This window comes from Oceanospirillum beijerinckii DSM 7166 (assembly GCF_000422425.1).
GTDB classification, from domain to species: domain Bacteria; phylum Pseudomonadota; class Gammaproteobacteria; order Pseudomonadales; family Halomonadaceae; genus Oceanospirillum; species Oceanospirillum beijerinckii.
In genome coordinates, this window is record NZ_KE383829.1 from 218512 (window position 1) to 235858 (window position 17347).

Here is a 17347-nt window from a genome sequence, read left to right on the forward strand (position 1 = left end):
CGGGGAAAGCCAAGGCGATCCCCGTTTTTATTCACTCTCTATTTTCTCTTCTTATTTCTGGTTTTCAACCGTTTTCTTTTAAGCGTTTTTAGCTCAGTAAGTTAACATCCCCTTATTTATCTCAATAATTTTCAGGCTGATCCCTTTCACCTGGCTTAGGGCTTCAATGCTTTTAAATGGGCCGTGTTCCTGTCTGAATTGAATAATCCGTTCTGCTTTTTTCTGTCCTACGCCTTTAATCAGGGTGAGGGTTTGCAGATCGGCCTGATTGATATTGATCAGTGAGCCTGAGGTTGTATTCTGTTCGACTTGTTCGTTGGCCTGGGCACTAAGCATCGGCAGCAGGCTTAGATTGCACAGTAGAAGCATGCTAAGCAGGGCTTTCAAAAGCTTGCCCATCACGTTTTGTGATATGGCAAACCTGGGTTGGGAAGCGTTTGGTTGGAAGGTTGTTTTTGGGGGTGTAATCTTCTTTGAGCCAAGGGTTAAATAGGTGTGCATTGTCCTTTCCTCTTGTTATAACCATCAGTGGTTTGTTTAGTCACGAAGCAAAACTCTCCTGCGTATAGCAGGTCCCACTCTTCCTGCTCTTTGTGAGCTATCTCCGTATTTCGAAGAGGAGAGTATCGAGCAAATTTTGTTTCGCTAAGTAATAAACTTATTTCTAATATGGTTGTTTTCCTTACGACTTTAGCTTAGAGACTCTATCTGGCCGACCTGCACTGTCTGAATAATTCATCTGTTTGAATAATTTGTCGTGATGTATGAATGATGGTCTTGCTGTTAGCTGATGATTGAGGTGATATCGAAATACTTTTGCTGCGCTATCTATGTATAATGCCCGTGCATTAAGTTGAGGATTTTTATATGTCACTGCTTCCAGAAAACCCGGTTATTGTTGCGCTTGATTACGCGGATGCCCAGCAGGCGCTGTCTTTTGTTGATCAGCTTGAACCTGGCCGTTGTCAGCTAAAAGTGGGTAAGGAGCTGTTTACCCGCTCCGGTCCTGCGATCGTCGAAACTCTGACGCAAAGGGGTTTTAAAGTTTTTCTGGATCTGAAGTTTCACGATATCCCAAATACCACGGCCCAGGCGGTATTGGCCGCTGCTGATAGCGGTGCCTGGATGGTGAATGTTCACGCTTGTGGTGGTCGTCCTATGATGGAGGAGTCGATTAAGCGTCTACGTGATAATGGCCATGACACTTTGCTGATTGCCGTAACGGTACTGACCAGTATGAATGAAGCTCAGTTGCGTGAAACCGGTGTGAATGCTACGCCAGCCGAGCAGGTGATGCATTTGGCGACTCTGACCGAGCAGGCGGGTCTGGATGGTGTGGTGTGCTCTGCTCAGGAGGCGGTAATGCTACGTGATGCCCTGCCCCGTAACTTTAAGCTGGTGACACCGGGTATTCGTCCGTCTTTTGCTGAGAAAGGTGATCAGCAGCGTATTGTGACACCGGGTCAGGCATTGAAAGATGGCAGTGATTATCTGGTTATTGGTCGTCCTATCACCCGTGCAGAAAACCCTATGGAAGCGTTGGAGCTGATTGAGCAGGAAATTAAAGCGGCTCGTGCTTGATCCTTGATCACAAAAATTAACTTGATGATGTTGGGGAGTTAGTTAACCGCGTCATCGGGCCGTATAGTGCCCCAGCTGCGACAGCGAGGGCACTGCCATAATTCCGCCTGACCACTTTTGAAGCCGCATTGCAGGCAGCGTGAGACATGGCTGTCTTTTTCGTATCGGTTTAACATTTCTTCTAATGTTTCCAGACGATGCTTTAGTACACCGGGTGTCAACTGAGCCGCGATTTGTTCTAGTGATCGGGCTGCCAGGAAAGGTGCGCGTAGCGTCTTACGGTCAATGAATTGTTCCAAAAACTCAATAGCAGCCTGAATACCTGCCTCTTCTCTTAGTAAGTTCATTTTCAAACCGATAGCTGTACGGCTTGGATAGGCCTCAAGAGCGGTATCCAATAGCTTATGTAGCTCACTCTGAGTAAGTAGAGGTGCAACTCTCGGTAGTACTAAGGAGTAGAAACGAGGGTCCTGCTCCGGAATCCGCAGTAGGATAGAGCGGGCCTTGCGATTACTGTTGTTTTTAAATTCGATTTCAGCGCTGGTCCAGTTGGCCCGAATGCACTGAGAGTCGTTATAAAGTGCCTGCTTCAAAAGTTTTTTAGCCTGACCGTATTCCTCTTTTCCAATCAACTGCTCAGCCTGTTCACAGTAGTAGTGAGCCACAGCCGCTCTATGCTGAGGGCGCTCTTTTAGCAGGCGGCTGTCACTGATAGCGATAGCTTGCTGCCACTCTTTTTCCTGCTCGTAGATCTTAATGAGCAGAAGTTGGCTTTGCTGTTGAATATCCGGCGAAACGGCGTCAGAGAGTTCAAGTAGTAGACGCTCAGCACGGTCAAGCAAACCGGCGGCCTGAAAATCCCGGGCCAGTTCCAGTTGAACCTGTTGTGTCAGTGTTTTACTTAATGCTGGGCGGGCAAAGAGGTTTTGGTGTAGCCGGATGGCTTTTTCCGTTTCCCCTTTGCTACGGAACAGATTACCCATGGCAATATGGGTATCTATGGTTTCAGGGTTGATTTCAAGCACCCGCATGAAGGTTTCTATCGCCTGGTCCTGCTGATCGTTCAATAGATAGCTTAGGCCGGTGAAATAGTCTTTATTCAGTTGGGTGCTTTGAGAATGAAGCTGTTTTTTTTTGCTACTTCTGGAGCGTCTGCCCAGAAACCAGCCGATTGCTATTGCTATAACCAGAGTGGCCAGTAATAGCAGTTCACTCATTCTCACCGCCCTTCAGTCCTGCAATACGCAGACTGTCCAGCTCTTTCTGAGCCAGTTTGCGGGAGCGTTCTGCTTTCACCTGACCGCTTTTAAGGCGTACATAGGTGCTTAAAGATAATAACCAACCCGCAATCAGACCAATGACCAAGCTTGCAAGAATCAGTAGAGCAATACTGATCTCTGGCAGCTTCACTATGATAAGGTCAATGGAGTAGGCAGCTGTGTTGCGAGAAGAGAATAGCAGGCCCACGGCCATCAGAGCCAAGACGATGACCAGAAAAATACCACCTTTAATCCAACGCATTTTATTTCCTGTTAGCTGTTACATAAGTCGGCTGATTATGCCAGTAATTGTCAGGAATCTCATCTACGGGATAAGGGTTATGCTATATCCGTTAGGTGTAGACTCTAATCGCGCATGTTTTTGGCTTCATCCACCTGCTCGCGCAGTTCCTTTCCTGGTTTAAAGTGAGGGACAAACTTGCCTGTCAGATCTACAGATTCGCCGGTTTTTGGGTTGCGGCCAGTACGTGGCTCGCGGTAATGCAGAGAGAAGCTACCAAAGCCACGAATCTCAACACGGCCACCGGTGGCCAAAGTATCAGTGATCTGTTCAAGTAAAATTCGTACTGCTGCTTCAACCTCTTTAGCAGATAACTCAGGCTGCTTCAGGGTTATTTGCTCGATTAATTCCGATTTAGTCATATCAACCTACCTGCTCTCGCGTTTGTTGTTTTTTTGTTGGCTGCCTACCAGCAAATAAATTTAAGGATAAACCTGTATTAAACAAAAGGTTAGTGAAAAATCAATGGAAAAAGCCAGTTTTTTAATTTTTAATCACAGAAACGGATTTTTTTCGTTATTTTCAGAGTGATAGCTAAATAATATGACGATCTTTCAAGAATCGTTTTTATTGCACTGCAAATCATTGGTCTAACGTTGTAGGGAAAGGAGTGGGTGAATGGCTTGGGGAAATGTTTCGCTGCGCGGTATACTGTCACGCAACTGACTAAAACAAGCTTTGGATATATCGCCCCAATGAGTGTAGAAGAAGAAGTGAAACGCCTGCAGTGGCAGAGCCGTCGTGGCATGTGGGAATTGGACCTGATGCTGGTGCCTTTTGTGCGTGATTGCTATCGTGAATTGAGTGAGCATGATCGTATACGCTATGAAGAGCTTCTGAAGTGCGAGGATCAGGATCTGTTTGTCTGGCTGATGCAGCGTGAGGTTCCTGCAGAGTCAGAGCACAAGGATATGGTGGAAAAAATTATTGCCTATGCCGAAGATGGTGATCTGTCTAAATTTAGACATCTCTAAGCTTCATTGTGGCTGGCTGTTGGCCAGCCATCTCCTGCCGGTTATCGGTGTCGGCGTTGTGTACCCCTTTGTTTCGCTTTTTATTGCTCCTCTTGCCCTTATCTTGGCCTACTTCCACATTTCCCATCTATACAGTCCCAAGCGCATTGCCCGTCTGCAAGAGGTGCCCGATAAGAATCATGGCGGAAAACTGTGGCTATTAACGTCTGCTGATGGCGGTGAGCGTAGCGCCTGGTTATTTCGTTCGGGGATGTTTGGTTGTTATTGGATAAGACTGCAGTTTCTCGATAAGCAGGGCAGGAGTTATTTTGTATGGATCTTTCCTGACAGTTTGGATCAAGAAAGCCGCAGGCAGCTGCGGCTTAAATTACGTCATGGTTGATAGGCAGATGTAGAGGCGAAGCTAAAAATAATTACCACTGATCAGGGGTCAGTATGGTATTTCTGGGTTCGGCGCTGACCTGTGGATAATCCAGGGTAAAATGCAGCCCTCGGCTTTCCTTCCGCATCAGAGCAGAACGAATAATCAGATCTGCAACGACAGACAGGTTTCTCAGTTCGATCAGATCGCCGGAGATCTTGTAGTTGGAGTAATACTCACCAATCTCATTGTTTAGCAGGTCAATACGGTGCTTGGCTCGCTGTAGACGTTTATTGGTGCGCACGATGCCCACGTAGTCCCACATGAAACGACGCAGCTCATCCCAGTTGTGAGAGATCACCACATCTTCATCAGAGTCGGTTACCTGAGTTTCATCCCAGGCTGGCGCATCCGGTGGCTCGGGTGTATCGGACAGCTTTTGCATAATGTCCTGAGCGGTTGCTTCGGCATAAACCAGGCATTCCAATAGCGAGTTGCTGGCCATACGGTTAGCGCCGTGCAGGCCGGTAAAACTGGTTTCGCCAATGGCATAGAGATTGGGCAGATCAGTGCGGCCTTTGGTGTCTACCATGACACCGCCACAAGTGTAGTGAGCGGCTGGAACGACTGGAATCGGATCTTTGGTGATATCAATGCCATAGCTTTTGCAGCGCTCATAGACAGTTGGGAAGTGCTGAATAATAAATTCAGGGTCTTTGTGGCTGATATCCAGATAGACGCAGTCACTGCCCAGGCGTTTCATTTCATGGTCGATAGCACGGGCAACCACATCCCTAGGGGCCAACTCTGCTCTTTCGTCGAAACGGGGCATAAAGCGACTGCCATCGGGTAACAGCAGGTGGGCGCCTTCACCGCGCAGGGCTTCGGTAATCAGAAACGACTTGGCCTGGGGATGATACAGACAGGTTGGGTGAAACTGATTGAACTCCATATTCGCCACACGACAACCGGCGCGCCAGGCCATGGCAATACCGTCACCTGAGGAGCCGTCAGGGTTGCTGGTATACAGATAAACCTTACTGGCACCGCCTGTGGCCAGAATAACGAAGCGGGCCTTAAACACATCCACGTGTTCCGTCTGGCAGTTCAAGACATAGGCACCCACGCAACCGTGTCCCGGCTCATCCAGCTTGCGGCGGGTAATCAGATCTACCGCCATGCGATGGGTGTAGATAGTGATGTTGTCCTTCTGCTGGGCTTGTTCGATCAGTGTGCTGGAAACCGCTAAGCCGGTGGCATCGGCAGCATGAATAATACGGCGATGGCTATGACCGCCTTCACGGGTCAGGTGGTAAGGCTGGTCGCTATTGTCTTCGTCATTGGGTGTAAAGGGTACACCTTGCTGAATCAGCCAGTTGATACTGTCTTTGCCGTTTTCTACGGTAAAACGTACTGCTTCTTCATCACACAGATTATTACCTGCGACCAGCGTGTCCTGTACGTGGGATTCCACACTGTCATCCGTATCCAGTACTGCAGCGATACCGCCCTGTGCCCAGCGGGTTGAACCGTCATCAAGAGTCGTTTTGCTCAACACGGCCACATTACAATGGTCTGCCAGCTTGATGGCCAGGGCCAGGCCTGCGGCACCACTACCAATAATCAGGGCGTCATGTTGAAAAACTTGGCTCACAGTTGCTGTGCTTCCGGCTGATTTTTTATAAAAAACTAAATTAATCGCTGAACTTGGCTGAACCTTTAGCCTAAGGTTGAGTCATAAGTGCAGTTGACTTTGGTATGAGATGGTAGATAAAAATCCACAAACAGACAAACCCGCATTTAGCAGGGCTTGACTATTTTGCCTGAAAAGCGGTTTTTTGTTTATTTTTAGCGGGTTAAATCTTATCTCAAGCAAAGAAGATTGATTGCAGTACCTACCTGGGCAAAGAAAATTTGATAACCTGTAACTCATTGGCCGGTGATGCTGGCATGGAGACTCCGTGATACTCCGTCAATATCAGACGCGGTTCACAGGCTCTGTTAAGAGTATTAGGCCTTCTTGCTTCAGGGGCTAAAAACTACTTATAACTAAACGGCTAAACAAGAGTTTTCTACGCACACCAAGAGAATTTTATGGCTCTCTTGTGCAGAATATCGACATACTTTTGTTTCGCTATGATCAGCAGAAGAATACTTTTGCTTTGTGTTTTGACTCACCGTGGTGAAGGGCACGTGATATACATGGCCGCAGCTATGAAGTTAAAGCACGTCTGAGGTTGAGAGGTGACTAAGGAAACGGATCAGCAGCTGGTTGAACGTGTTCAGTCGGGTGATAAACGTGCGTTTGATCTGCTAGTACGCAAGTATCAGCACAAGATTGCTGCTTTGGTCAGTCGGTATATTCAGGATTCACACGAGGTACTGGACGTAACTCAGGAAGCCTTTATTAAAGCTTATCGGGCAATAGGTAACTTTCGTGCCGAAAGTGCCTTTTATACGTGGCTTTACCGAATTGCGATCAATACAGCGAAGAATCACATCGTGTCCCGAGGGCGAAGGCCTCCGGGTACCGATATTGATTACGATGATGCGGAAATTCTAAACAATGATGGCCGCCTGAATGACAATGCGTCGCCAGACAGGCGTCTTGAGCGGGATCAGCTTGAGGCGACGGTATACAGTGCTATCAGTGCGTTACCTGATGAGCTGAGAACCGCCATTACCCTTCGGGAGATGGACGGTATGAGCTATGAGGATATTGCACAGGTAATGCAGTGCCCGGTCGGTACCGTACGTTCAAGAATTTTCCGTGCCAGGGAGGCCGTAGATCGTGAGATCAAGCGGTTGTTAGATCCCGAGTTAAGCACTCAATAATCCGGGTGGTTAACTCAGAAACCATAGTTAGTGACATAGATAATGCACTGATGCCGATTCTGTTGTTGGAGAAACCTGCTCACAGAGCACCTTCAAAGTGCGCTTGATTAGACTATCTCCGTCAGTTGATCCGTGTGAGTTGTTATTTATGACGAGTGATCATAGCGAGGTAAGCCATGAGTGATCATATTCGCCAATCGCTTTCAAACCTGATGGATAACGAAGCGGATGAGCTGGAGCTGCGCCGTGCGCTGAAAGCCTGCGATGAGCAGGAAGAAGCTGTCGAGTGCTGGCACCGTTACCATTTGATGCGAAGTGTCATGCATAAAGAACTTGAGCAAGAGACCTTGTTTGATATCTCTGCCCGGGTATCTGCGGCGATAGCCAATGAGCCTGCTCCGGAGCTTGAGCAACCCAAGGTCACATCCAGCTGGAAAGATAGGATAGCGGCTATCTCTGATGGCTGGGCAGCGAAAGGTGCGATTGCTGCATCGGTAGCTGCTGCGGTTGTGTTTCTGATGCCTACTCCTGATGCAGGGCAGCCGAGTATGCTGGCAACTCAGGAGGTCAGCAGTTATCAACAGTCCTTGCCGAGCCGGGGGCTACAGCAAAGTCCTATCGGTATTCAGCGGGTGAGTGCTGGAGCTGTACCGGCCGCGCCCCAGTATCGTATGGCTGAAAACCAGAAATATCAGCAGGAGGCCTTGATTCGGGGGTATCTGATGCAACATTCTGAGTATGTTGCCGCAAATGGCACCCATGGCATGATGCCAATGGCTCGTGTGGCCGGTTATCAGGCGGGTCAGCAGTAATGTTGAGAGAGAAGCAAGGTAAACAAGGTCATGGTTTTCTTGAACAATAAGATTTTGACTGAACGTAGGTCTTTTTTTGCACATCGTTTTTCTATGCAAAAGAGTGTACGACAGACGTTGCTAATGGGGACGTTGCTGTTAGCAACGTTTGTATCGACAACACTGCTCTCTTCTATGAGTCAAGCTGCAACGACCGCTGATCAATGGTTGATCCGTTTTGCTGATGCGATGTATAGCTATCACTATTCTGGTGTGTTGGTGTACTCCCGCGAAGGGCAGTTGGATACGGTTGAGTTGAGCCATGATGTCAGTGAGGCGGGAGAGGAAGCCAGGTTAAGTTATCTGGATGGTATACCGAGGGAGTTTTTACAGCATGGTAATCAGATTACCCAGAAAATATCTGGAGAAACGGTAGCCAGTGATCGTATTCATGGTCGGAATCCTTCCGGTCGCTTTTCAGGTGGGCTGGAGCAAGTTAAGAAGTATTACCAGCTGCAGTTGAAAGGTCAGAGCCGCGTTGTGGGACGACCTTCTGTTGTGGTCGAGATTATTCCTCGGGACAACCAGCGTTTGGGCTATCGTCTTTGGCTGGATAAAGAATCTGCACTGCTATTGAAATCGGTCACACTGGACCCATTATCACGTGAATTAGAAACCTTTCAGTTTACTTCGTTTGCTTTTACCCAGCGTGATAAACCGTTGAAGAAGTCAGACGATAAGGCAGCGATGCCAGCCGCATCATTGCCTTGGTTACCAGAAGGTTTTGAAGTTTATATGGTGAAGGAGTCCGTGCCGGTTTCCGAAACCCATTTGGCCAATATGTTCAGCTTATCCGATGGCATCAGCACGTTCTCAGTCTTTGTTGAACCGTTGCGGGCAGACTCCCTGAAGGAAGGTGTTCACCAGTATGGTGCTACGGTTGTCGTTGTACGCAAGGTGTTAAATGATAATCTGGCCCAGATGGTGACTGTTGTCGGCGAGATTCCATTGCATACCGCCCGTAAAGTCGCTGATGCTTTTTAACAGAGCGTGAAGCGTATTATTTTCGGCAGGTTTTCAAAAGCGGAATATTGCCTGATACAGAGTGTTCATGCACTAAGCAGTTTGGAAGAGTGAAGGTATGTTAGAAGAGCAGGGGCTAGTGGTCGATGTGGATGCAGAAGGCACCTGGGTTGAGACCTGCCGTCAATCCGCCTGTCAGAGTTGTTCCGCTAAAAGTCATTGTGGGCACTCGTTGCTGGGCAAGATTGCCAAAGGGCAGACTCAGCGCTTTCTGGTACGCACCGAACTCAGTTTGAAACCCGGTGACCAAGTGATGTTGGGCTTAGGCGAGGGGGCTTTCTTACGGGGCTCGGCTCTGGTTTATCTCATGCCTTTGCTCAGTATGATGCTGTTGGCTATTGTGGGAGAGCAACTGGCAGGGCCTGATTCTCTTTATACACTGTTATTCGCATTATTGGGGCTTGGTGGTGGTTTTGCTTATGTGCGCTGGTACAGTCAGCGCCATCGTCAGAATCCAGATTATCAGCCCGTCGTATTAAGAAAGTTGGTTCAAAACTCTCCTCAGGCTGAGGAGATCAATTACATCGCCCGTTCAGGTTCTGGGCAGTAGTCGTGGACTTACGGAGACCTGTATGAAAGTAACATACAGCAAGTTATCACACTGGTTTATTGGTGTACTTTTTCTACTGGCAGCAGGTATGGCTCAGGCAGCCAGTTTGCCAGACTTTACGGAGTTGGTAGAAGAAGCTGCGCCAGCCGTCGTCAATATCAGTACGGTAAAGAATAACACTGGCAATCATGGTCCTATGGCCGGCATTGACAGGGATGATCTACCGGAAATCTTTCGTCACTTCTTTGATGGTCGCCAGGGCGGTGGTGCGCCACGTAGTCAGCCTCAGCAGTCATTGGGTTCAGGTTTTATCATCTCCCAGGACGGTTATATTCTGACCAATAATCACGTGGTAGAAAGTGCCGATAAGATTATTGTGCGCCTGTCGGATCGCCGTGAGATGGAAGCCCGTCTGGTCGGTGCTGATCGTCGTACAGATTTGGCGTTGTTAAAGGTTGAAGCGAAAAAACTGCCGGTGGTAGAACTGGGCGATTCCTCCAAGCTAAAAGCCGGTGAGTGGGTGTTGGCGATCGGCTCGCCGTTTGGTTTTGATCACTCGGTCACCGCGGGTATTGTCAGTGCGGTAGGTCGTGCGCTACCGAATGAAAACTATGTGCCTTTTATCCAAACGGATGTGGCGATCAACCCAGGTAACTCCGGTGGTCCGCTGTTTAATCTAGACGGCGAAGTGATTGGTATTAACTCCCAGATCTATACTCGCTCTGGTGGTTTTATGGGGCTATCGTTTGCCATTCCGGTGGATGTGGCGATGAATGTGGTTGAGCAGCTTAAGGAAAATGGTCGTGTCGCCCGTGGTTGGCTCGGTGTCATGATTCAGGAGGTGAATCGCGATCTGGCTGAATCTTTTGGTTTAAGAAAGCCGATGGGGGCGCTGGTTGTTCAAGTATCGAAAGAAGGTCCTGCGGGTAAAGGTGGTATTCTGGAAGGCGATATTATTCTGGAATTCAACGGCAGCGAGATTCAGCGCTCCAGTGATCTACCTCCCCTGGTAGGCCAGGTACATCCCGGCGAGAAGGTGAATGTACAAATACTACGGGGTGGTCAAAAGCAGACGCTGCGTATCACTATTGAAGAATTAACGGATCGTGAAGCGCCGACTGCTAATGTCAAGAAGTCGCCATCTGTGGATCGTTTAGGGTTAGATGTCATCGAACCAACAGCAGAGCAGAAGCAGCGCTGGGATGTTGATCATGGTGTTATAGTACAGCAGGTCAAACCGGGTAGTGGCGCAAATTCAGGGATTCAACGGGGTGATCTGCTGACCATGATCAATGGTGTGCAAATCACAGATCTAAACAGTTATCAACAGGTGTTGGATGATCTGGAACCGGGGTCTTCCGTTCCAGTGCGTGTGGTGCGTAAAGGTGTGGCGACCTTTATTCCATTGAAAGTTGAATAAGTTATTTTTCAAAGCATAGACCCCGATTGTCATAAGATGATTGGGGTTTTTGCCTATTTGGCTGTGCGTCAATAAGATTGTTTTTATGGCTGGCTGGCAGCATGAGGCTGAGCATCAGAGAAATGCCTGATGACAGTGCAGTGACTGTCAGTGATCAAATACAATTTCCGCGGAGACTAACATAGCGTCCAGAGGGCGAATCATGTAGACTCTGCCCCTGCTTTTAGGGGCCATTTCTCGGCGGTTACCTCTCTTTGGTGAAAATAATACTGTGAGTCGTTTAAGTCATATCCGTAATTTTTCGATTATTGCCCACATTGATCACGGCAAATCTACTCTGGCTGACCGCTTTATCCAGACCTGTGAAGGTTTGAGTGAGCGTGAAATGGCCGAACAGGTTCTTGATTCCATGGACCTGGAGCGTGAGCGTGGTATTACCATCAAGGCGCAGAGTGTGACGCTGAATTACACCGCGAAAGACGGTAACACTTATCAGCTGAACTTTATTGATACTCCTGGGCACGTGGATTTCTCCTACGAAGTATCCCGCTCGCTGGCTGCCTGTGAGGGTGCGCTGCTAGTGGTCGATGCCGCTCAGGGTGTGGAAGCTCAGTCTGTGGCAAACTGCTATACCGCTATTGAGCAGGGCCTGGAAGTTGTTCCGGTTTTGAACAAGATGGATCTGCCTCAGGCTGAACCCGAGCGTGTGGCAGAAGAGATCGAAGATATTATTGGTATTGATGCCACGGAGGCTGTGCGTTGTAGTGCAAAATCTGGCTTAGGCATTGAAGATGTACTGGAAGACCTGGTAGAAAAAATTCCGGCGCCTGAAGGTGATCCCGATGGTCCGCTACAGGCGCTGATTATTGATTCCTGGTTTGATAACTACTTAGGTATTGTGTCTTTGATCCGTGTGGTTGAAGGTACTGTGCGTAAAGGCGATAAAATCCTGCTGAAATCCACTGGCAAAGCCTGGGGTGTCGATCAGGTTGGTATTTTTACACCGAAGCGTACTCCGACAGGTATTCTAAAAGCCGGTGAAGTAGGTTTCCTGGTTGCCGGTATTAAAGACATTCAGGGTGCACCAGTCGGTGATACGATTGTTGCCGCTAAAGCGCCTGATACTGGAGTCTTACCGGGTTTCCAGAAGATTAAGCCTCAGGTTTATGCGGGCTTGTTCCCGGTTAGCTCAGATGATTATGAAGATTTTCGTGATGCGCTGGAAAAGCTGACACTGAATGATGCTTCCCTGTTCTATGAGCCGGAAAGCAGTGATGCACTGGGCTTTGGTTTCCGTTGTGGTTTCCTGGGCATGTTGCATATGGAGATCATTCAGGAACGCCTGGAACGCGAATACAATCTGGACCTGATTACGACGGCACCGACAGTAATCTTCGAAGTTTTGTTGAAAAACAACGATATCATCCAGGTCGATAGTCCGGCTAAATTGCCAGACCCATCCAGCATTGAAGAGATGCGGGAACCGATTGCCCGTGTCAATATCCTGGTACCTCAGGATATGTTGGGTAATGTGATTACCCTGTGTGTTGAAAAGCGTGGTGTACAGATCGACATGCAGTTTGTGGGACGTCAGGTTCAGCTGACATATGATATTCCGATGAATGAAGTGGTATTGGGCTTCTTTGATCGTCTGAAATCAGTCAGTCGTGGTTTTGCTTCCCTGGACTACAGCTTTGATCGCTTCCAGGCTGCTGATCTGGCGCGTTTGGATATTCTGATCAACGGTGATCGTGTTGATGCACTGGCGTGTATCGTGCACAAGGATCAGGTTCGAACCAAAGGTATGGGCCTGACCGAGAAAATGAAAGAGATCATTCCTCGTCAGATGTTTGATGTGGCGATTCAGGCGGCATTGGGCAATCAGGTAGTGGCTCGTCAAACCGTAAAAGCTCTGCGTAAAAACGTGACGGCAAAATGTTACGGTGGTGACGTCAGTCGTAAGAAGAAGCTGCTGCAGAAGCAGAAAGAAGGTAAGAAACGCATGAAGCAGGTGGGTCGTGTTGAGATTCCACAGGATGCGTTCCTTGCGGTACTGAAAGTGGATAACTGATTATGGAAATGGATTTTGCATTACTGCTGGTGATTGCGGTGGCTGTGACGGGTGTGGGCTATCTGGCCGATGCCTTAATCTTCCGCAATCATCGTAAGCAAGCAGTGAGCAAGTATCTAAGTGGTGATCGTCGTTCTGCGATGGATGCTGATATCATCGCTAAGTTAGAAAGGGAGCCTTGGTGGGCGGAGTATTCCCGCTCCTTTTTCCCTGTGTTGCTGCTGGTGCTGGTATTGCGCTCATTTCTGGTTGAGCCTTTTCAGATCCCAAGTGGCTCCATGTTGCCTACACTGAAAATAGGCGACTTTATCTTAGTGAATAAGTTTACCTATGGCATACGCTTGCCGGTGACTAATACCAAGGTTCTTGAATTGAATGAGCCTGAACGCGGTGATGTGATGGTGTTCCGTTTTCCGGAAGATAAACGCCTGAACTTTATTAAGCGTGTGGTGGGTTTACCGGGTGATCGTCTGCGCTATGAGAATAAAGTGCTCTATATTAATGGTAAGCCTGCGCTGCAAGAGTTTGTTGCCGCCTTACCTGCAGGCCGACCAGAGCGTAAGCTACTGAAAGAAAAACTGGGCGAAGTAGAGCACGAAATCTACAACAGTCTGGAACCGGGACAGAATATGCGCGAGATCGTGGTTCCTGAAGGTCACTACTTTGTGATGGGTGACAACAGGGATCACAGTAACGACAGTCGTTACTGGGGTTTTGTGCCCGAGAACCTGATAGTGGGCAAGGCCTTTGCGGTGTGGATGCACTGGGAAGGCTGGAATAGCTTGCCGGGCTTCTCGGATGTCCGGGCGATTAATTAAGAAATAAATAAGATTGTACCGGCCTCTTGGGCCGGTTTGCCTTTTTCTGTGATAGAAAAAAAGAACGGATCAGCGTGAAAGCGAACTTAAAAAAACTCTGCGATAAGCTGGGTTATACCTTTGAAAATATTGACCATTTAAAATTGGCGCTGACTCACCGCGGTTACGGTGGGCGTAATAATGAGCGTCTGGAGTTTCTGGGCGATTCCATTGTTAGCTTTGTTATTGCCGAAGCTCTGTATCACCAGTTTACTGAGGCCCGTGAGGGGCAGCTCAGCCGTCTGCGTGCCCGTTTGGTGAAAGGGGTGACCCTGGCAGAATTGGCGCGGGAGTTCGATCTGGGTGACTACCTGCTGTTAGGTTCAGGTGAACTTAAAAGCGGTGGTTATCGTCGTGACTCCATTCTGGCGGATGCCATGGAAGCGGTGATTGGTGCCATCTATAACGATGCCGGTATGGAGGTATGCCGGGAGCGGGTGTTGGTATGGTACAAAGACCGCCTGAAAAACCTGAACCTGAATGATACCCAGAAAGATCCTAAAACACTGCTGCAGGAGTTTTTGCAGTCCCGTCAGCAGGCATTACCGAAATATGAGGTGATCTCTGTTGAGGGAGAAGCCCATGACCAGACTTTCTCTGTAGAGTGTGAAGTGGTGTTGTTGGAAGAGAAGACTCTGGGGATCGGCAGTAGCCGTCGCAATGCCGAGCAGCAAGCCGCCCAGCAGGCCCTGAAAATTCTGAATGTTAAAAAGTGAGTAATCGCCTAATGAGTGATCAGACCAGTCGTTGTGGCTTTGTCGCCATCGTCGGTCGCCCCAATGTGGGCAAATCCACCCTGATGAACCATATTCTGGGACAGAAGCTGAGTATTACCTCCCGTCGTCCGCAGACCACCCGTCACCAGGTGGTGGGTATTAAAACGGAAGATGAAGTCCAGGTGGTCTACGTGGATACTCCTGGGATGCATAAGCTGGAGAAAGATCGCAACAAGGCCATTAACCGCTATATGAATCAGGCGGCCAGTAGTGCACTAAAAGATGTGGATCTGGTGATCTTTATCATCGACCGTATGCGCTGGACTGAAGAAGATGAAGTCGTGCTGCAGAAGCTGGAGCATGTCAGTTGTCCGGTAATTCTGGCGATCAATAAAATGGATCGTTTAGAAGATAAAGAGGCCCTGCTGCCTTATCTGGAAGAGCTGTCTGAAAGACGTGAGTTCGATGCTATTATGCCGATCTCCGCTCAACACGGTCATAATCTGGCTCAGCTGGAAGCTCAGGTGCGTGAGCATATGCCGGAGTCGTTCCACTATTACCCGGAAGATCAGGTTACGGATCGCAGCGAACGTTTCCTGGCGGCTGAACTGGTGCGTGAAAAGATCATGCGTCAGCTGGGTGATGAGATTCCGTATCAGGTGACCGTTGAGATCGAAGAGTTCTCTGAAGACGATGGTATACTCTTTATCGGTGCGCTGATTCTGGTAGAGCGTGATGGTCAGAAGAAGATCATTATCGGTGAAAAAGGCAGTCGTATTAAGCAGATTGGTCAGGAAGCCCGTATCGATATGGAGCGTGCTTTTGGTGCCAAGGTGATGCTGAACCTATGGGTGAAGGTGAAAGGCGGCTGGTCTGATGATGAGCGTGCCCTGAAGAGCCTGGGTTACAGTGATCTGTAAGCCTGTTCACCTGTAATTATTCTTATCTGTGTTTTTCAGCTCGTTAACATATGATGTCGGTACGTGTTGAATGCCAGCCAGCCTATGTGCTGCATACCCGACCCTATAAAGAGACCAGTGCCCTGGTCTCTTTGCTGACCCTGGATTATGGCCGTATTGACGGTGTCGCCCGTGGCGTACGTCAGAAAAAAAGTCGTAACCGCGCTCTGCTCCAACCCCTGCAACCTCTGCATATCTCTTGGCGGGGGGATTCCAGCCTGAAAAGCCTGTTTGATATTGAAGCCTGTGGTGCCCTGCCTCTGTTGAACGGCAGAGCGCTCAGTTGCGTATTGTATGCTAATGAGCTGCTAACCCGTTTGCTGTTGGTGGAAGAGCCTGATCCTGAGCTGTTTCGCGAGTATGCGTTATTACTGGTCCAGTTGCAGCAGAAAGAGCAGCTGGAACCGGCACTGCGTAGTTTTGAATGGCAACTATTACAGACCTTGGGTTATCCCATACTCTATCGGGAGTATAGTGGTGGGCCTTTACAACAGGATAGGCTGTACCGTTATCATTGGCAGTCCGGCTTTCATCCCGTTGCTGTCGGGCAACAAGGTTTGCTGGGAAAATCCCTATTAGCGATGCAGCAGGGTGATTGGTTGGATGAGCTGGGTTTAAAGACGGCTAAACAGCTTAACCGTATGGCACTGCAACCACTATTAGGAGATAAGCCCTTATTATCCCGGCAACTTTTTCGCAGTCAGGCTCCCAGTGAGATGACTGCAGGAGTAACAGGTGCATCCTGATCTTAAGTCTTCTCACAGTACTTTATCGGTCGGCAAGCCTGATTAATCGCATCATTTTATTTATGAACCAGCAAAAAGCTGGATCTGACAGGAGCTCAAATCTATGTCCGTTACACGTCTGCAACTGGGTGTAAATATCGACCATATCGCCACCTTACGTCAGGCCCGTGGCACCCGTTACCCTGATCCGGTACAGGCTGCTATTCTGGCGGAAGAAGCCGGTGCGGATGGCATTACCGTTCACTTGCGTGAAGACCGCCGCCATATTCAGGAGCGAGATGTTGAGCTGATTAAGCAGGTCATGCAGACGCGTATGAACTTCGAGATGGCGGTGACTGAAGAGATGATCGCCTTCGCAGAGAAGATTCGCCCGGAGCATGTGTGCCTGGTGCCGGAAAAGCGTGAAGAGCTGACCACCGAAGGTGGCCTGGATGTTGTGGGTCAGTTTGAGCGTGTGGCGGATGCCTGCAAGCGACTGGCCGCAGTGGGTTGCGAAGTATCCCTGTTTATCGATGCGGATCAGGCACAGATTGAAGCCGCAGCAACTATTGCACCTGTGATCGAACTGCATACCGGTCAATACGCCGAAGCTGAAACGGAAGCAGAGCTGGAAAAAGAGTTGGCGATTATCCAGGAAGGGGTAAAGATCGGCCTGAAGAATGGTTTGAAGGTGAATGCCGGTCACGGCCTGCACTATCACAACGTTGAAGCTATTGCGGCGATTCCGGGTATTTACGAGCTGAATATTGGTCATGCGATTATTGCCCGCGCCCTGTTTGTTGGCCTGAAAGAGGCGGTTTCTGAGATGAAACGTATTATGTTGGCCGCTCAGCCTAAGTAAGC

Annotated in this window: 19 protein-coding genes; 14 read left to right on the forward strand and 5 right to left on the reverse strand. The window is 48.9% G+C overall.

Going from position 1 to position 17347, the window contains the following annotated elements:
- Window positions 1-93 precede the first annotated feature (93 nt).
- Window positions 94-501 (reverse strand): ComEA family DNA-binding protein, encoded by a 408-nt coding sequence (locus H579_RS26905; protein WP_084624268.1) that lies wholly within the window; start codon window positions 499-501, stop codon window positions 94-96.
- Between the two features lie 366 nt (window positions 502-867).
- On the opposite strand from H579_RS26905, the gene pyrF reads away from it, so the two are divergent.
- On the forward strand, window positions 868-1581 hold the full coding sequence (pyrF, locus tag H579_RS0120895) for an orotidine-5'-phosphate decarboxylase (RefSeq protein ID WP_028302273.1): 714 nt from the start codon (window positions 868-870) through the stop codon (window positions 1579-1581).
- A 38-nt stretch (window positions 1582-1619) separates the two neighbouring features.
- On the opposite strand, the gene H579_RS0120900 is transcribed toward pyrF, so the two are convergent.
- From H579_RS0120900 to ihfB, 3 genes are all read right to left on the reverse strand, one after another.
- Window positions 1620-2798 carry a tetratricopeptide repeat protein gene (locus tag H579_RS0120900; protein WP_028302274.1) on the reverse strand — a complete coding sequence of 393 codons (1179 nt, stop codon included), beginning with the start codon at window positions 2796-2798 and terminating at the stop codon, window positions 1620-1622.
- Window positions 2791-3102 (reverse strand): LapA family protein, encoded by a 312-nt coding sequence (locus H579_RS0120905; RefSeq protein WP_028302275.1) that lies wholly within the window; start codon window positions 3100-3102, stop codon window positions 2791-2793. The genes H579_RS0120900 and H579_RS0120905 overlap by 8 nt, the downstream gene beginning before the upstream one ends.
- Before the next feature lie 104 nt (window positions 3103-3206).
- Window positions 3207-3503, reverse strand: a complete 297-nt coding sequence (gene ihfB, locus H579_RS0120910; RefSeq protein WP_028302276.1) for an integration host factor subunit beta — start codon at window positions 3501-3503, stop codon at window positions 3207-3209.
- A gap of 333 nt (window positions 3504-3836) precedes the next feature.
- Between ihfB and H579_RS0120915 the strand changes: the two genes are divergently transcribed.
- Complete coding sequence (locus H579_RS0120915) at window positions 3837-4115, forward strand: FAD assembly factor SdhE (RefSeq protein WP_028302277.1); 279 nt, start codon at window positions 3837-3839, stop codon at window positions 4113-4115.
- Window positions 4069-4497 carry a YgfX family protein gene (locus H579_RS0120920; RefSeq protein ID WP_169449729.1) on the forward strand — a complete coding sequence of 143 codons (429 nt, stop codon included), beginning with the start codon at window positions 4069-4071 and terminating at the stop codon, window positions 4495-4497. Before H579_RS0120915 ends, H579_RS0120920 begins: the two co-directional genes overlap by 47 nt.
- A 31-nt stretch (window positions 4498-4528) precedes the next feature.
- Here the strand turns inward: H579_RS0120920 and nadB are convergent, their stop codons facing one another.
- Window positions 4529-6130: an L-aspartate oxidase gene (gene nadB, locus H579_RS0120925; RefSeq protein ID WP_028302279.1), complete on the reverse strand. Its 1602-nt coding sequence runs from the start codon at window positions 6128-6130 to the stop codon at window positions 4529-4531.
- A 590-nt stretch (window positions 6131-6720) separates the two neighbouring features.
- Between nadB and rpoE the strand changes: the two genes are divergently transcribed.
- The 11 genes from rpoE to pdxJ all read left to right on the forward strand — a co-directional run bounded on the left by rpoE (window position 6721) and on the right by pdxJ (window position 17345).
- Entirely contained in the window at window positions 6721-7311 is a 591-nt protein-coding gene (gene rpoE, locus H579_RS0120930) for an RNA polymerase sigma factor RpoE (protein WP_028302280.1), read from the forward strand.
- Window positions 7312-7487: 176 nt separating this feature from the next.
- Complete coding sequence (locus H579_RS28200) at window positions 7488-8123, forward strand: sigma-E factor negative regulatory protein (RefSeq protein ID WP_051228125.1); 636 nt, start codon at window positions 7488-7490, stop codon at window positions 8121-8123.
- Window positions 8124-8246: 123 nt separating this feature from the next.
- Window positions 8247-9146, forward strand: coding sequence for a MucB/RseB C-terminal domain-containing protein (locus H579_RS0120940; protein ID WP_169449730.1), 900 nt, complete (start codon window positions 8247-8249; stop codon window positions 9144-9146).
- Between the two features lie 97 nt (window positions 9147-9243).
- Window positions 9244-9735 carry a SoxR reducing system RseC family protein gene (locus tag H579_RS26915; RefSeq protein ID WP_051228128.1) on the forward strand — a complete coding sequence of 164 codons (492 nt, stop codon included), beginning with the start codon at window positions 9244-9246 and terminating at the stop codon, window positions 9733-9735.
- A gap of 22 nt (window positions 9736-9757) precedes the next feature.
- Window positions 9758-11155: a DegQ family serine endoprotease gene (locus H579_RS0120950; protein ID WP_036567044.1), complete on the forward strand. Its 1398-nt coding sequence runs from the start codon at window positions 9758-9760 to the stop codon at window positions 11153-11155.
- A gap of 271 nt (window positions 11156-11426) precedes the next feature.
- Entirely contained in the window at window positions 11427-13226 is a 1800-nt protein-coding gene (gene lepA, locus H579_RS0120955; protein ID WP_028302283.1) for a translation elongation factor 4, read from the forward strand.
- A gap of 8 nt (window positions 13227-13234) precedes the next feature.
- The gene (gene lepB / locus H579_RS0120960) at window positions 13235-14044 is read left to right on the forward strand and encodes a signal peptidase I (protein ID WP_028302284.1); all 810 of its coding nucleotides are present in this window, start codon (window positions 13235-13237) and stop codon (window positions 14042-14044) included.
- Window positions 14045-14151: 107 nt separating this feature from the next.
- The gene (gene rnc / locus H579_RS0120965) at window positions 14152-14799 is read left to right on the forward strand and encodes a ribonuclease III (protein WP_425411361.1); all 648 of its coding nucleotides are present in this window, start codon (window positions 14152-14154) and stop codon (window positions 14797-14799) included.
- A gap of 11 nt (window positions 14800-14810) precedes the next feature.
- Window positions 14811-15719 carry a GTPase Era gene (era, locus tag H579_RS0120970; RefSeq protein ID WP_028302286.1) on the forward strand — a complete coding sequence of 303 codons (909 nt, stop codon included), beginning with the start codon at window positions 14811-14813 and terminating at the stop codon, window positions 15717-15719.
- Between the two features lie 50 nt (window positions 15720-15769).
- Window positions 15770-16504 (forward strand): DNA repair protein RecO, encoded by a 735-nt coding sequence (gene recO / locus H579_RS0120975; RefSeq protein ID WP_051228131.1) that lies wholly within the window; start codon window positions 15770-15772, stop codon window positions 16502-16504.
- 103 nt (window positions 16505-16607) lie between these two features.
- A complete protein-coding gene (gene pdxJ / locus H579_RS0120980) occupies window positions 16608-17345 on the forward strand; it encodes a pyridoxine 5'-phosphate synthase (RefSeq protein ID WP_028302288.1) in 738 nt (245 codons plus the stop codon).
- The last annotated feature ends 2 nt before the right edge of the window (window positions 17346-17347 follow it).

Coding starts and splice junctions, on each gene's coding strand:
- H579_RS26905 (WP_084624268.1), bottom strand. CDS start 501: ATGCACACCTATTTAACCCTTGGCTCAAAGAAGATTACACCCCCAAAA.
- pyrF (WP_028302273.1), top strand. CDS start 868: ATGTCACTGCTTCCAGAAAACCCGGTTATTGTTGCGCTTGATTACGCG.
- H579_RS0120900 (WP_028302274.1), bottom strand. CDS start 2,798: ATGAGTGAACTGCTATTACTGGCCACTCTGGTTATAGCAATAGCAATC.
- H579_RS0120905 (WP_028302275.1), bottom strand. CDS start 3,102: ATGCGTTGGATTAAAGGTGGTATTTTTCTGGTCATCGTCTTGGCTCTG.
- ihfB (WP_028302276.1), bottom strand. CDS start 3,503: ATGACTAAATCGGAATTAATCGAGCAAATAACCCTGAAGCAGCCTGAG.
- H579_RS0120915 (WP_028302277.1), top strand. CDS start 3,837: ATGAGTGTAGAAGAAGAAGTGAAACGCCTGCAGTGGCAGAGCCGTCGT.
- H579_RS28200 (WP_051228125.1), top strand. CDS start 7,488: ATGAGTGATCATATTCGCCAATCGCTTTCAAACCTGATGGATAACGAA.
- H579_RS0120940 (WP_169449730.1), top strand. CDS start 8,247: ATGGGGACGTTGCTGTTAGCAACGTTTGTATCGACAACACTGCTCTCT.
- H579_RS26915 (WP_051228128.1), top strand. CDS start 9,244: ATGTTAGAAGAGCAGGGGCTAGTGGTCGATGTGGATGCAGAAGGCACC.
- H579_RS0120950 (WP_036567044.1), top strand. CDS start 9,758: ATGAAAGTAACATACAGCAAGTTATCACACTGGTTTATTGGTGTACTT.
- lepB (WP_028302284.1), top strand. CDS start 13,235: ATGGATTTTGCATTACTGCTGGTGATTGCGGTGGCTGTGACGGGTGTG.
- era (WP_028302286.1), top strand. CDS start 14,811: ATGAGTGATCAGACCAGTCGTTGTGGCTTTGTCGCCATCGTCGGTCGC.
- recO (WP_051228131.1), top strand. CDS start 15,770: ATGATGTCGGTACGTGTTGAATGCCAGCCAGCCTATGTGCTGCATACC.
- pdxJ (WP_028302288.1), top strand. CDS start 16,608: ATGTCCGTTACACGTCTGCAACTGGGTGTAAATATCGACCATATCGCC.